Genomic DNA, 15031 nt, shown 5'->3' with positions numbered 1-15031 from the left:
TTAAAGCGAAACGACTCAGTTATTGATACTGAATCTAGCTCGATAAAAAGGCCGCATAACTCTGAGAGTTACGCGGCTTTTTAATGCCAGCCGTCTTCACCGAGCTAATATGATTAAGCCTCTGTTACTTCACACTCAGGCTCACGAATAGGAACAATACGCACAGCCGCCACCTTAAATTCAGGGATCTTCGCGTGTGGATCAGTCGCTGTGGTAGTCAAACGGTTAACTGGTGATTCAACAAAATGGAATGGAATAAATACCACACCCTTTTGCATTCGTTTAGTCACAAAGGCCGCGATTTCGATTTCACCACGACGTGTTGAGACCTTAAGCATCTGACCATTCGAGATACCTAGCGCTTCAGCATCATGAACACTCACCATGGCACGCGGCCCTGCTAAGTTATCCAACCCTTTTGTTTTACGTGTCATGGTTCCGGTGTGGAACTGTTCTAGAATACGGCCTGTCGTTAATACTAACGGGTATTCCGCATCCGGTAGCTCAGCAGCGTATCTAAACGGAATCGCCTCCATTTGACCACGCCCACGCGTAAATTGGGTCTGGTGCATGATACGTGTGCCATCAGGGTTGTTCTTATTACTTGGCCATTGCACGCCGTTCACCGTAATGTTCTCCCAACGTAAACCACCATACTGTGGCGTGACACGCGCTATCTCATTGGTGATATCAGCAACCGAGTCATATTCCCAATTGCCGCCCATCGCATTAGCCAACATTTGGATAATCACCCAATCTTCTTTCGCTTCACCTGGAGGCAATACCGCCGGGTTAATACGCTGAACACGACGCTCGGTATTAGTAAAATGACCAGACTTCTCAGCAAACGAGCAAGACGGTAGCACCACATCGGCATATTGAGCGGTTTCGGTTAAGAAAATATCTTGAACCACGAGGAAATCTAACGCTTCAAGACCTTCAATCACATGCGCTTGGTTCGGGTCACTCAGCACTGGGTTCTCGCCCATTACGTACAGACCACGAACATCTCGATGACACGCTCCATCAATAATTTCGGTCAACGTTAAGCCTGTTTCAGCCGGTAGGTCAGAAACACCCCACTCCATCGCGAATTTTTGACGAACCATTGGGTTGTACACTTTCTGATAACCCGGAAGGTTATTTGGCAATGCGCCCATGTCACACGCACCCTGAACATTGGATTGACCACGTAATGGGTTGATACCGCCGCCTTCAATTCCGATATTGCCACACAAGAGCTGTAGGTTAGCGATTGATCGAACGTTATCGTGACCAGTGGTATGTTGCGTAATGCCCATCGAGTAGTACACCGCTGTACGCTCTGCAGTACCAATCAATCGCGCCATTGCGAAGATGTCTTCCGCTTTAACGCCAGTTACCAGCTCCACTTTGTCTAGTGAATAGCTTGGTGACATTACCTCTTGAAGCAAGGTATCAAAGCCATCCACACGGTCTTCGATATACTCTTGGTCGTACCAACCGTGTTTGATGATTTGCTGCATCACACCATTGATCAACATTACATCAGTACCCGGTCGGTGCGCTAAATAAAGTTCAGCATGGTCAGCAATATCGATTCGTTTTGGATCGGCAACGATCAATCTCGCTCCACCATGTCTCACAGCTTGCTTGATATGCGAGCCAATAATTGGGTGTGCTGACGTGGTGTCGGAGCCAATAATAAAGATCACATCTGAGTGCTTGATGCTTGGAATATCATTGGTCATCGCCCCGCTACCTAGCGAAGCCTCTAAACCAGTAACAGTAGATGCGTGACAAAGGCGCGCACAGTGATCGACGTTATTGGTACCGAGTTCACGACGTATGAATTTTTGGAAGGCATAGTTATCTTCATTGGTGGTTTTCGCCGACGAGAACCCCGCTAAAGCGTTACTGCCAAAGCCTTGCTTAATCGCAGTAAACTTCTCGGCAATAAGCTTAACTGCCTCATCCCAACTTGCAGGTTGCAACCAGCCATCTTTACGAATTAATGGTGTGGTTAAACGCGCATCGCTGCCCACAAAATCGAAGCCAAATCGTCCCTTAACACACAACATGCCTTCATTAACCGGAGAGTCTCCGCCTTCGATATAGCGGATTTTGTTTTTCTGCTCATCGATATGCATGGTTAGCTTGCAGCCGACACCGCAATAGGTGCAGATGGTATCGACTTTCTTGAGTACGTCTGTGTCTCCCTGCTTTCTGTCGCGAGCATCCACCATTGCACCGGTTGGACACGCCTGAATACACGATCCACATTGAACGCAGTTTGAGTCGCCCATTAAGGTCTTGTCCGCCCCAAAGTTAGGGCGACATTCGGGTCTTGATGCAGGTTTGCCATCCGATTGATTCATGAAGCTTAGAACGCCATGAACATTCTGTTCGCGACAGGCTTGGATACACTGGCCACAACTGATACAGCGGTTGGCGTCAAAGATAATGAACTCAGAACTGTCATCGACCGAAAATTTTTGTCTTGTTAACCCGACCTTCGCTTCTTCAGCACGAATCGCCTGCCAACTCTCATTCGAAGCCACATCGATTTTGTATTCAGGATGGGTTTGCGTTGCTTTGTATTCAGTCGAGTAGTCTCGTAGGTCGCAATCTGTATTAGCTTGGCAGCCACACTCTAGACATCTTGCAGCTTCCGCTATTGCATCAGCATTCTCAAACCCTGTTTCTACTTCATCAAAGCTTTGTTCACGCTGCTCGGGCGTTAGTTCTGGCATGATCTTACGGGCCATGCGTTGTATCGACTGGTATTGCTCAGGATCCACCGCTTTGAGCTGTTTGTGCTTTCTTGAGTTAAACGGTTTGGCTGGAATATTGTCCATATCACCATGGAAGAAGCGATCGATCGCTTGTGCAGCAATACGCCCATCCCCCACCGCTTCGACTGCGGTTGCAGGGCCGCGTCGGAAATCACCAATACTGAAAATATTTCCGGTTCCGGTATGCATGGTTTGTGGATCAGCATCTGCGGTATTCCAACGAGTAAGAGGAATATCAATCGCTTCATTGTCCATAAAGCTCAGATCAGGCTTTTGCGACACGGCAGCAATAACCGTATCAAACGCTTCAACAAAGAACTCGCCAGTTGGTTTAGGGCTGCGGCGGCCTGAAGCATCAGCCGGACCCAAAGCCATACGCTCTAATCGTATTTCTGATACATGACCATTTTCATCGGCTATGTTTTCTGCAGGGTTGGTTAAGAAGTGGAACTTCACACCCTCATGTTCAGCTTCTTCGATTTCGTAATCTTCTGCTGGCATCTCATCTCGAGTACGACGATAAATCAGCGTAGTATCCGCGCCATCACGAACTGCGGTTCGAGCACAGTCAATCGCTGTATTACCGCCACCGATCACGGCAACCTTTTTACCAGTGACGTACTGCTGATCGGTCACGTAATCTTTCAGATAATCGACACCCAAATAACAACCGCCGAGTTCACTACCCGGGTAATTCATCTCGACCGCTTGTGATGCGCCAACGGCTAAACAAACCGCATCAAAATCGTTACTTAAATCAGACAGTGTAAAATCAACACCGAGTTTTTTACCGCACTCAACCACCATTCCGTTGCGACACATCAACTCGATTTCTTTATCTAGAATCGACTTAGGTAAGCGATATTCAGGGATACCGTAACGCAGCCAACCACCCGCTTGCGGCATCGACTCATAGACACTGACATCATAGCCTTCGTTAGATAGGTAATAACCCGCCGTAAGCCCACCGGGGCCACTACCGACAATTGCAATACTCTTGCCTTTATTCGGTTTCTTAGCTGGCATGTAGCTCTCTTGAGTCGCTAAATCCGCGTCGGCAGCGTGTCGTTTGAGTTGGCGAATCGCAATGGATTCATCAACCAAGTTACGACGACATTCGGTTTCACAGAAAGCAGGACACACACGACCAATTGAAAGCGGCATTGGTAATGTCTTTTTGATCACTTCAATCGCTTTGATGTGATCATTTTGAGCAATATGGTGCAGGTAAGATTGGATGTCGACCCCAGCAGGACAGGCTGTTTGGCATGGCGCCTCACAGTCAGCGTAGTGATCGGTCATAATGCGATTCAACGCTTCTTGTCGATGATTCGTTAACTGTTTTGACTGAGTGGTAATATTCAACCCATTAGACACTTCAAGCTCACAAGAGCGAGTAACACCAACGCCATCAACTTCAACGACACACAAATCACACGGCACTTTATCCGCTGTTTTGTTCAAACCACATAAAGATGGGATTTCCAAACCACATGTTTTTGCCGCTTCAAGAACGGTTTGTCCTTGCTCGACGATTCGATATTTCCCATCAATCACGATTTGAATCATACCTAAGTCCTACCTTTACCTTTCGCACACGCGAGTTATCAATAATTAAAATTTAAGTAATACAATATTATTAATATTATTAAATCTATGTCATTACCATACATTATTTGTGGTTTTGTGCGTGTGACCTCAAACAAGTTCCATTGATAATAACCCTAATATATGAGTGGTCTTATCAGTGTCGACGAAAGGATTAAGCGGGAGGGGTTCTGCTGTAGAAGTAAAAAGTAAGAAGTAAGAAGTAAGAAGTAAGAAGTAAGAAATTAGATTCAAGGTACAAAAAAGCCCCTAATGATTAGGGGCTTTGAACAAATATCATTGAGTCGCTTTCGAGCTTATAGCTAAGCTATCAAGGTTATTGCTCGGCTATCAAGGTTATTGCTCGGCTATCAAGATTATAATTCGGCTATCAAAGTTATTGCTCAGTCTCTTCGATAAGCTCTTGCACCGGAGATGCTGGTTTGTTTTGAGCAAAACCGCGCAGGCCAACAACATGTACGTGTTCGTGGTCTTTGAAGACCTTACGAACCAGTTTGTAGGTTGTACCTTTCTCTGGGCTAATGTTTTCAGGTGCTGCAATCAGAAGTTGCATACCCAAACGGTCACACAGTTCGAACAAGGTAGAGATAGATTTCGCATCCAGACGAGCTGCTTCATCAAGGAACAACAAACGACATGGAACGATGTCTTTGCTACGAAGTCGACGAGACTCTTCTTCCCAGCTCTGAACAACCATCAATAGGATAGATTGACCAGTACCGATCGCCTCACCGGTAGAAAGTGCACCCGATTCTGCTTGTAGCCAGCCGTCTGAACCACGGTTAACTTCCACACTTAGCTCTAGGTAGTTACGGTAATCCAGTAGCTCTTCACCCAGAACTTGCGGAGAACGTTGACCCATGTCAATGTGTGGGTTCACACGTTGGAACAACTTCGCCATTGCTTCAGAGAAGGTGAAACGAGTCGTTTCGAACAAGTCTTTATGCTGCTCTTGTTGAGTCGCTAAGCCCGATAGCAAGATTTCGTGGCTTTCACGGATCTTAACATTCAAACGTACGCCTTTAACCTGACCAAAGTAGATGTTCGACAGCCCTTGGTTCAGCATTCGAATACGGTTCTGCTCGCGCTGAATCGTTTTCTTGATGATGCTTGCTACCGACTCAGAGCTGATCGCCAAGCGGTTTTCACGCTGCGTCAGTTCTTCTGTTAATCGAGCGAGCTCAACTTCCATCTCTTCGATTGCTTCAACCGGATCATCCGTATGAATGATGTCTTGGCGAATACGCTCGCGAAGGTGTTGATAAACCGCAATGTAGAACAGAACCTTACGCTCTGGATGTGCGTTGTCTTCAGATAGACGCAGCGAATCACGTAGGTCGTCATTGTCAGCTACAGCTAGACGTAGCGCACCCAGTGATTTATCCGACATAGAGCGAAGCTCGCCCGCCGTTAGGTAAGCCAGTTCACGCTTATGAAGACGACGTTCAACATCATTTTCACGAGCTAAGCGAAGTACTGAACACCAGCCTGCTTTTGCTGCAACAACGAAAGTACGAAGCTCTGTGTACTCTTTCTGAACTTTCTTAAGACGCTTAGCCAAGGCTTTCATCTCAAGTTCTGTTGACGTAATCGTTCGCTCGTATTCGCTCTTACGGCTGCGAGATGTGTGCAGACGTTCTTGAAGTTCATCACGACGACGTACAGCACGCTCTTCAGCGCCTTCGTCAGCGTTTACGCCGAACTCTTGTAGCTCTTGTTTGAACTCTTGAACCGTCTCTTGCTTCGCTTGATGTGAGCTCTTCAGTGCCGCCAATACTTGGTTGTATTGGTTCATCTGTTCGCGAGCTTGCTTCAAGCCATCGCGGCCTTTGGTTCTTGCTTGTTCAGCTTGAACCAACTTCGCTTTTAATTGCTCGCTCAGTTCACTGCTCTTGTTAAGCAAATCAACAGAATCCGCGTAAGCAAAGTAGTGACGACGCTCAATCAGATCAGACAGTGCGAACACTTTGCCTTTTAGCGTTTGTAGCGCGTTATCAGCTTGACGATATTCGGCTTCCAAAGCTTCGAACTGCTCTGGGTCAGCGTCTAGTGCAGATACGATCTGTTCTAGAGAAGCAAGCGCCTTGCCGTGCGTATTCAAGTAAGACTTAGCTTCACTCAGACGTTCTAGTTGTGCTTCTAATTCAGCTAAGCGCTCAGCCAATGTTTCGTCTTCTAAAATACGAACCATTGGAGCTAATTTATCTAGCGCACCGAGTGCCTGCTTGCTTTGTAGAAGCTGGCTACGTTGCTGCTGCTCTTTAGAGTTAAGCTCAGCCAGAGAACGAACAATTTGATTACGCTTATCACGAATCGCAGCAAGTGCTTGTTCTGGGTCTGCGTTAAACGCAACGTGCAGGTGCTTCGCAACAAAGCTGTTGAATGCTTGATATAGGCGATTCAGCTTTTGAGAGTCAAACGCGGCTTTCGCGTGGTTCTCAACAACAACATCACGCTCTTCGCGCAATTTCTCTAGACGTTGTTCACGAGCCGCACGGCCAAACAGTGGGATCTCAGGGAAACGTGAGTAACGCATTTGGCGATCGTTCAGCTGAACACATACTGCGCCTTCAAGCTCATCGGCATTAAATGAACTGTCATCAAACGCGTCGACATCGCCTTCTAGGATGTAAAGGTCTTCTGGACAATCATCAAGATCCACCAGCTTCTCTTTAATACCATCAAGATCAGAAACCACAATTGCGTGACGAGCTGGGCCGTACATCGCACTGAAGTACGGCGCATCACCAATCGTGATGTCATCGTAGATCTCAGAAAGCAACACGCCACCCAGCGTATCCGCCAGACCTTTGAGGCGAGGATCGTTAGAACCACCTGGCGAAGCTAAACGCTCAATCTCTTGCTCAAGTTCAGCTCGGCGCGTAGCCAACTGATCTTTTGCTGCCGCTTGCGATTTCTCATCTTCAAGCACTTGCTGCATTTGAGTCATCACCGCTTGGCTATCTTCTAGCTCAGCTTCGGTTTGATCTCTCAATGCTTCAAGCGCATCGTTTGCTGTGATCCAAGCAGGAGCAATAGACTCTAGTTTTTGAATCTCTTGGTCGTGGTTTTGTTGTACACGACGCTGTTCACTTTTCGCTTCACGTAACTCTTCTTGAGCGTACTCAAGCGTTTCGATCTGCATTGCATGACGTTCGCGCTCTTCGTCGAAAACCGCTTCGTCAGTCAGTGAAATGTTGTGTTGCTTTTGGTATTCAGTCGCAAGCTCTTTTACTTGACGCTGCTGAGCCACATCACGAGCCATATCACGGTGCTGAGCACGCCACTGCTGTTCATTTTCAACAACGTGTTTTGCGTTACGACCTTTCTCTAACGCTTGTTTAGCGCTGCTAGACGCTTCTTTACGTTCAACGTCACCCACAATACTTTTAACAAGAGCGAGTGCTTTGTCGAACTGTGCAGAAGCAGCAGAAGACATGTCTAGTTTATGCTTCGTCGACAGTAGCGTTTGAGTGCTTGATTCTTCTTGTGCTTTTAGCTCTGAAACCAGAGTTAGTGCGCTTTCTGCCGTAATAGATTCATCACCAAGCAACTGCTTAGTTTTCTCTAATGCTTGAACCGCTTGCTGGTATTGAAGTGCACGCGTTTGCTGAACATCCAACGCTTGTTGGTAGTCAGCAAGCTGAGTTTTCAGGCTATCCACTTCTTCTTCAGTGATGGTTGCCTGCTCTTCAGCAAGAAGTACTCGCTCTTGAGCTTCTTCAACCACCATCATTTGCTCTTCTAGACGCTCGTTAAGCTCTTCTAGATCTTCGCTGTAGCGGGCAATTTTCTCTTGCTGACGAAGTGCAGTTTGAACTAATTGCAGATGATCCGAAGCCGCTTGATAATCTTGCTCTAGTGCCGATTCTTGATCGACCAACAGCTCAAGCTCTTCTTGAACGCGGTTCAACAAGTTGTTTTGATTAAGCAAGGTTTCACGTGAACCAAACAGTTCACCACGGAATTTCATAGTTTGATCAAGCTTGTTGCGACGATCGTTGGCATGGCGCATGTAATCTGCTGCCACGTAGTTCGTAGATTCAGTGATCAAGTGTTTGAACAAGTCACGATCCGACTGAGTCGTTTTGATCGCTTCTAGTGTCATACGGTTTTCGCGAAGTGCTGATTCCATGTCTTGGAATGCTTTCTTCACACCACCATTTTGTGGCAGAAGGTAATCACGCAGTGAACGCGTAATTGCACTTGAAATACCACCATAAAGCGATGCTTCAATCAGACGGTAGAACTTAGAGCGGTCACTGCTGTTACGCAGTTTCTTCGGTACCACACCGTATTCAAACATCTGTGAGTGGTAATCAACAATCGAAGAAAACGCTTTAAAATGCGCGCCTTCGTATTGCGCTACCGCCGCTTTCACGTCATTCAACTGGCATACGCGAGCATGGCTGTCTGAAACGTTCTGAATCAAAACATCGGTTGGTTTCACATGGCTTGGGAGGCCTTGGATAACGAACGGTTTGATGTCGACTTTCTTATCACGACCCGCAACTTGCTGCAGTTTTACTGCGAACAATAGACGCTGATTACGAGAGTTCACAACATCTAGCGCGGCATAACATGCGCCCGGCTGAAGCTTACCGTAAAGGCCTTTATCACGAGATGACTGTGAACTGCCCGCTTCCGTTGTGTTACGGAAATGCAGAAGGCTTTGGTCAGGGATCAGTGCTGTGATGAATGCCGCCATTGTGGTCGACTTACCTGCACCGTTACCGCCAGAAAGCGTTGTAACCAATCCATCAATATCAAAAGTACGCGCAAAGAAGCCGTTCCAGTTGATCATGGTTAATGATTGATACTTACCTCTTTCAATCATGCTTCACCTTCTACTTTTGTTTGTTCGCCATCGTTTGACTCAAGGTCAAAGCCGGCTTGATCGTTAAAAATGTCTTGTTGACCGTTTTCATCTACGTCTAGTTCTAGTTCTGATACAGCTTCCGCTTGTTCTTCATTCAACAAGCTACCCTGGTTAGGCTCTTGGGTATGAACCACAGCTTCACCATCACGGATAAGACGTAATTGCGCTTCTTTCATATCGTCGCCAACACGAACGTCAGCGCCAAAGCGGAATACCGCTTCGCTGATACGGAACTTGCCGGTTTCACCAATCGCAATCAGCATGCCGATACGGCGTAAACGACGCAAAGAAGTACGTACTTTTTCAAAGAGCTTTTCTTTGTCTAAGTCAGAACCAGATGCGCGGTTCGTTGCTAGCTTCATGAGCTTTTTCTCATCCGCTAACGACATCAATTCATCAAACAGTTCTTGATTGGTGAAGATACCTTCATGAGCAAGACGTTCTGGGCTTAGGTATAAGAAACACAACACCTTACCAACCAGCATGTCTAGCTCAGACAATACACTACGGCCAATCAGAGACGTAGAACGCGGACGCAGGTAGAAGAAACCCTCAGGCGCTTTTACCAGTTCCGTATTGTAGCGTTGGTAAAAATGCTGAAGTTCCACTTCGAAATCAGAAAGCAACGCGTGGTTGTCTAGATCTTCTGTTGAAACATGCTTACCTGAACGCAGCATGCTATCTAGCGCAGGGAACAACGGATTCGCTATCGCTTTTACCAGTTTCTCTGGCATGTAATCATCAGTACTTGTTAATGACATTTGCTTGTACCTTTGCACCGAAATCGTTGATTGCCTGCCAATCCGGCTGAATAGCCTGATAGTCAGACTCTGAGTAACCTAAGCGCACGGCTTGGTCGACAACAATTCTGGCTAAATCAAAATGGTGTGTGCGAGGGTGTGCTGCGAGGTAATCGCGTAGCACAAGGCCAAGGTCAATTGGCGCGCCTTGCTGTTTGTGAGCTTTTAACATCTCTGCAATTCGTTCTGAAAGCAGATCATTCACTTGCTCAAATTCTTCGTACTCAACGTCGATTGGCGCTTGTCCCATCACTTCATCATCACGAAGCACGAGCGCTTCATCACGAAGATCGGTCAGCTTCTCAGCATCGGCGTAGGTCAATAACCAAGGCGCATCAAAGTAGTCTGTGACTGACTGACGCAAGCGCTGGCTAAAGGCGCGGTTTTTATCCATATCGATAGCGGTACGAATAAACTTGTGAACATGGCGGTCGTAGCCGATCCATAAATCGATGGCTTGTTGGCCCCAACTGGTGATTCGGTCTAGCTTCATCTGCAAGCCGAACAGGGTTTCGCCAACGAATTCGAGTTCATCGTCACCGTAAACAATTTCTTGAATATCGAGGATCTGTGTTTGCAGTTCATCACCCGCCGCTTGCAAGGTGTCTTGCAATTCTTTCAGCGTGGAAGAGGTTTCTGAAAGCAAGGTTTCACAGTTGTTAATCGCCTCTCGCCAATCCTTGTTTAAAAGGTCGGCAATTTGCTGTTTAACGGTTTGCTGCTGCTCATCCATAACACGTTGGTTAAGATCAATCTGATCGAAAATTTCACCAACAGAATACTTGAGCACGCCGTAAACATTCTTTCTCCAATGTCCTGGAGTTCCGCCTTTTTGTGCTGCTTCAATGGCTTTTGCCATCTCATCCGCAACCATAGAAAGCTGGATAGACAGTTTTAACTTAGAGAACTGACGGTGGCGTAAGTAATAATCTGAAATACCAATCGCCAATGGTGATAAGCGATAAATACTCGCACCATCGGTGATTTCGCTGGTAAAGCGGCTAATCAACTTCTGTTTAACTAACTCGTTGATGGCATTGTTGGCACGAAACGCGGACGCTTCGCCAGTATCTTCAAACAGTCGAGTGACGATGGTAAATGCATCGTGCAGTTCACCCTCGCCCAACTCTTCATCGAACCTTTCATTGCTTAGTACTGCGATAGCAATCAAAAATGCTAAGCGCTCTGGTGGCAAGTTTAATGAAAAATCATGCTGCTTGACCCAGCCCACCAACTCATCAATTGGCTGCTCTTCGGCAGTTTGAGTCATTTCACTCATTGTGGTTCCTGTTACTGTTCTTCGTCATATCGAATGTATTAGATATGACGCCTATTTCTTTATGACGCGGGCTTCTTACGATTGCATAGCGCATGTTGTGGCTTCTTTTACCACATTCACCGCTGTTATTGCGCAGGTTTTTGAGCCCAAACGTGAATATAACGGCCTAGCGACAGATATGGCTCTTGGCGACATAGCTGTTTTTCTAGTTCCAATACATCTTCAAATTGGTAATCGCCCATGTACTCCATATTACCTATGTAGTCACTGAAGGAACGAATGCCTGATTTACCACAGATTTCTAGACCGGCGTCTTCTATCCATTGGTAAACCTCTTCTGGCTTCAAGCCTTTTTGTGGTTGCAGCTTAAACCGTTTTCGATGTGGCATCCCATTCAATACATGAGGAATGTTGCCACAAATCACATTTTTCAGGACTAATCCGTGGTGGTTGTAAAACATTATCGAGGCAACGCCACCCGGTTTAACTTGTTCAAGCAATAAATCAAGCGCCTCTTTAGGATCGGCTAACCATTCCATTACGGCATGAAACATCACAAAATCGACTTTCTCATCGAGATGTTCTGCGACTTTTTGTACTGGTGAATGAATAAATCGATATTGCTCTAGCAAACCCGCTTCGCTGATACTTTCTTCTGCGAGCTTCAGCATTTCAGAAGAGAGATCACACAGAGAAACGTTATGCCCAAGCGACGCAATTTTTTGCGACATCTGTGCAAGGCCGCCTCCAGCATCAAGCACATGCAGCGGAGAAGCTGATTGCTCAAACTTGCTCAAAGCTTGTTCTAAATCTTCCCATACGATGATCTGACGGATCTCTCCTTTGTCAGAGCCGTAAATATTTTTTGCAAATTTGTGGGCAATATCGTCGAAATTACGGTCTTCAGTCACGGCTACTTGAGTTATTATGTCCTATCGTGCCTGCTATTCTGTCACAGGAATTTCAGGAATAAAGAGGCGATGTCTCTTTTTACTACTAAGTGATGTTTTTTCGGACTATTCGGATATGTTTGAGCTGAAAAAAGTAGTGTCTTCGCTATTGATGCCACTGCCAGCAATGTTAATTCTCGCTTTTCTGGGTTTAGCCCTAGTGATGTTTACTACCAAAAGGAAGACGGGTTGCTTAATCACCCTTTCAGCCCTATGTGGTATTTTCCTAATCGCTTTCCAACCAGTTTCTAGTCAACTTTTAATGCCAATGGAAAGGCAACACACCGCTTTTTTACCTGTCGATGAAACCGTCGATTACGTAATGGTTCTCGGAAGTGGTCACGTCGTAGACGACCAAATTCCACCGACATCAGAACTTAGCCGCACCGGCCTGATGCGTTTAAGTGAAGGGATTCGTATTCTACGCCTTTACCCTGGTGCAAAACTCATTTTGTCTGGCTATGGCGCAGGCACTGAAGTCAGTAACGCAAGAATGATGGCTAAAGTTGCATTAGCACTTGGCGTAGCAAAGCCCGACATCATTCTGCTTGAAACCGCAAAAGACACCTGGGAAGAAGCTCGCCAAGCCGCTGCGTTCGTTAAGAATAAAAAAATGGTTCTGGTGACTTCAGCGAGCCATATGACTCGTGCACTCAATGAATTCCATGCAGCTGGTATGAAACCACTGCCTGCACCAACCAACTACCTTGCACAAGAAGGCGTTGTTGAGCCTTGGAATAAGTACATGCCAAAAGCTCTCTACCTTGAGCAGACTGAGCGTTACTGGCACGAAACCATGGGATTAGTTTGGCAAGATTTACGTGATTGGCTTGATACAAGCAATGACATTGTTGAAGAGCCGGTGATTCCAGAAGCTTCCAGCTTAGTTGAAGATGACGGTGAAGTTTCTGCGGCTCAGCCTCAGTAAGCCAATTGAATCTTTAAACTCATACTGAGCAGACTGAGTCGGCAAGTATTTTTAGGTTCTCTGTTCGTTAACAATGAAAGCTAAGCAATAAAAAAGCCGAGACATCAATGGTGTCTCGGCTTTTTACGTTTAAATGTCGTTGTTGATTAATCACTTCCTAAGGAAATCAATCACCAGCGAACATGTAACCTTCACCGTGAACCGTCACAAAAATTTGTGGGTTCTTAGGATCAAACTCCATTTTTGCACGCATACGACGAATCAATACGTCGATAGTACGGTCATTAGGCGCGTCCACTCGGTGGCTAATCATATTCAAAATACGTTCGCGGCTTAATACTTGGTTAGGGTAAGAAGACAATGCCACTAGCAGTTCGTATTCTGCTTTGGTCAGTTTCACCGGTTCGCCGTTTTTGCTTAACGCACGACGAGGGATATCAAATGTCCACTCACCAAAACGAACCACAGACTCATCTGATATTTCTTCGACTGCGCCCGCTGCTGTTTTACGAGCAGCAGAAATACGCCAAAGTAGGTTTTTAACTCGAACTAATAACTCGCGAAGTTCGAAGGGTTTAGTAACGTAATCGTCAGCGCCCATTTCAAGGCCAACGATTTTGTCGATGCTATCCGTGCGTCCAGTAACTAAAATAATTCCAATGTCTGATTGACTGCGTAATTCGCGAGTTAGCATCAATCCATCTTCGCCTGGTAAGTTGATGTCCAGCATAATGAGGTCAACGTTGTTTTCTTCTAACACGTTTCTCATTTGAGCGCCGCTTTCTGCTTCGCTCACTGTGTAACCCTCGTTCTGGAAGTATCCAACCAGTTTACTGCGGGTTACCACATCATCTTCTACGACTAATACGTGATAGCTCATCTACACCACTTTTCTTATTTAATAGTTTCAGTGACTATTCTATTCATAACTAGTAACAATTCTAGTGGTACAGAAGATAAAAGCCAGAAACATGGATTTTTTTTGATACAAGACAATCTTAAACCTTGCTATTTATCGTCCATCGCAATTCAATATAGGCATTACTACTAACGAGTAACTTTGCGTTTCGCAAATAACCTTGTTATTCAGCCTTGGTGTGCTTATGCCCAAGTGACTTCAAGATGCATATAAGCAACATCACAAGACTAAGTCAGGATCTAACAAATGAAAGATACGAAAGCGTTCAACGAGCAAAGAGCAGAAATATACTGGTGGCTATCAAGCTTATTTGCCAAAGAGCTCACTCAAGAAGAACTCGATCACTACCACTCTGTTGCAATTCGTTCTTTCCTAACTGGTTTAGGCGAAAATGAAACACTAAAGCCAGCGATTGATAAGTTAGTGGATGCGCTAAACCGTCTACAAACACGTGAAGATGCTCAGCTAGAACTGTCTGCAGACTTTTGCGATCTTTTCTTAAAGACAGATAAGCACGGTGCTCTTCCTTACGCTTCTATGTATATCGGCGAAACTGGCCTTTTGAATGATAAGCCAGCAAAAGATATGGAAGAGATCATGGCTAAGCACAACTTAGTTGTGAACCAAGATCTAAAAGAGCCAGCAGACCACATTGCTATCGAACTCGATTTCCTTGGTAACTTGATCATTCGTTCAAACGAAACGAATATTGAAGAAGAACTAGAGAATTCATTTGCCGCTCAACAGCAGTTTATCGAACAACAACTGCTGACTTGGTTACCAAAGTTCAACGTGAAATGTCATGACGTTGATGAATTCGGTTTCTACGCCTCCGTCTCATCGTTGCTACTCGCATTCTGTCAATTAGACACTCAATATTTAGCTGGTGAATAG

At 45.8% G+C, this 15031-nt stretch carries 8 protein-coding genes; 2 read left to right on the top strand and 6 right to left on the bottom strand.

Going from position 1 to position 15031, the window contains the following annotated elements:
* Positions 1–113 precede the first annotated feature (113 nt).
* The 5 genes from fdhF to cmoM all read right to left on the bottom strand — a co-directional run bounded on the left by fdhF (position 114) and on the right by cmoM (position 12251).
* Entirely contained in the window at positions 114–4343 is a 4230-nt protein-coding gene (gene fdhF / locus AB4375_RS13965; protein WP_372051824.1) for a formate dehydrogenase subunit alpha, read from the bottom strand.
* A 415-nt stretch (positions 4344–4758) separates the two neighbouring features.
* Positions 4759–9219, bottom strand: a complete 4461-nt coding sequence (mukB, locus tag AB4375_RS13960; RefSeq protein ID WP_372051822.1) for a chromosome partition protein MukB — start codon at positions 9217–9219, stop codon at positions 4759–4761.
* On the bottom strand, positions 9216–10022 hold the full coding sequence (mukE, locus tag AB4375_RS13955; protein ID WP_102482869.1) for a chromosome partition protein MukE: 807 nt from the start codon (positions 10020–10022) through the stop codon (positions 9216–9218). The genes mukB and mukE overlap by 4 nt, the downstream gene beginning before the upstream one ends.
* Positions 10003–11340, bottom strand: a complete 1338-nt coding sequence (gene mukF / locus AB4375_RS13950) for a chromosome partition protein MukF (RefSeq protein WP_017062091.1) — start codon at positions 11338–11340, stop codon at positions 10003–10005. The genes mukE and mukF overlap by 20 nt, the downstream gene beginning before the upstream one ends.
* Before the next feature lie 125 nt (positions 11341–11465).
* On the bottom strand, positions 11466–12251 hold the full coding sequence (gene cmoM, locus AB4375_RS13945; protein WP_017063509.1) for a tRNA uridine 5-oxyacetic acid(34) methyltransferase CmoM: 786 nt from the start codon (positions 12249–12251) through the stop codon (positions 11466–11468).
* 115 nt (positions 12252–12366) lie between these two features.
* On the opposite strand from cmoM, the gene elyC reads away from it, so the two are divergent.
* Positions 12367–13218, top strand: a complete 852-nt coding sequence (gene elyC, locus AB4375_RS13940) for an envelope biogenesis factor ElyC (RefSeq protein WP_017062093.1) — start codon at positions 12367–12369, stop codon at positions 13216–13218.
* A 166-nt stretch (positions 13219–13384) separates the two neighbouring features.
* Here elyC and torR read toward each other — a convergent pair whose 3' ends face one another.
* Entirely contained in the window at positions 13385–14098 is a 714-nt protein-coding gene (torR, locus tag AB4375_RS13935) for a two-component system response regulator TorR (protein WP_017062094.1), read from the bottom strand.
* A 285-nt stretch (positions 14099–14383) separates the two neighbouring features.
* Here torR and torD point away from each other — a divergent pair, with 285 nt between their 5' ends.
* The gene (gene torD, locus AB4375_RS13930; protein WP_017067842.1) at positions 14384–15031 is read left to right on the top strand and encodes a molecular chaperone TorD; all 648 of its coding nucleotides are present in this window, start codon (positions 14384–14386) and stop codon (positions 15029–15031) included.

Origin of the sequence: Vibrio sp. 10N.261.51.C6 (assembly GCF_041471785.1) — a bacterium.
GTDB lineage: Bacteria > Pseudomonadota > Gammaproteobacteria > Enterobacterales > Vibrionaceae > Vibrio > Vibrio crassostreae_C.
The sequence above is the reverse complement of the archived record's forward strand: the minus strand, read 5'-3'. Positions and strand labels throughout refer to the sequence as shown.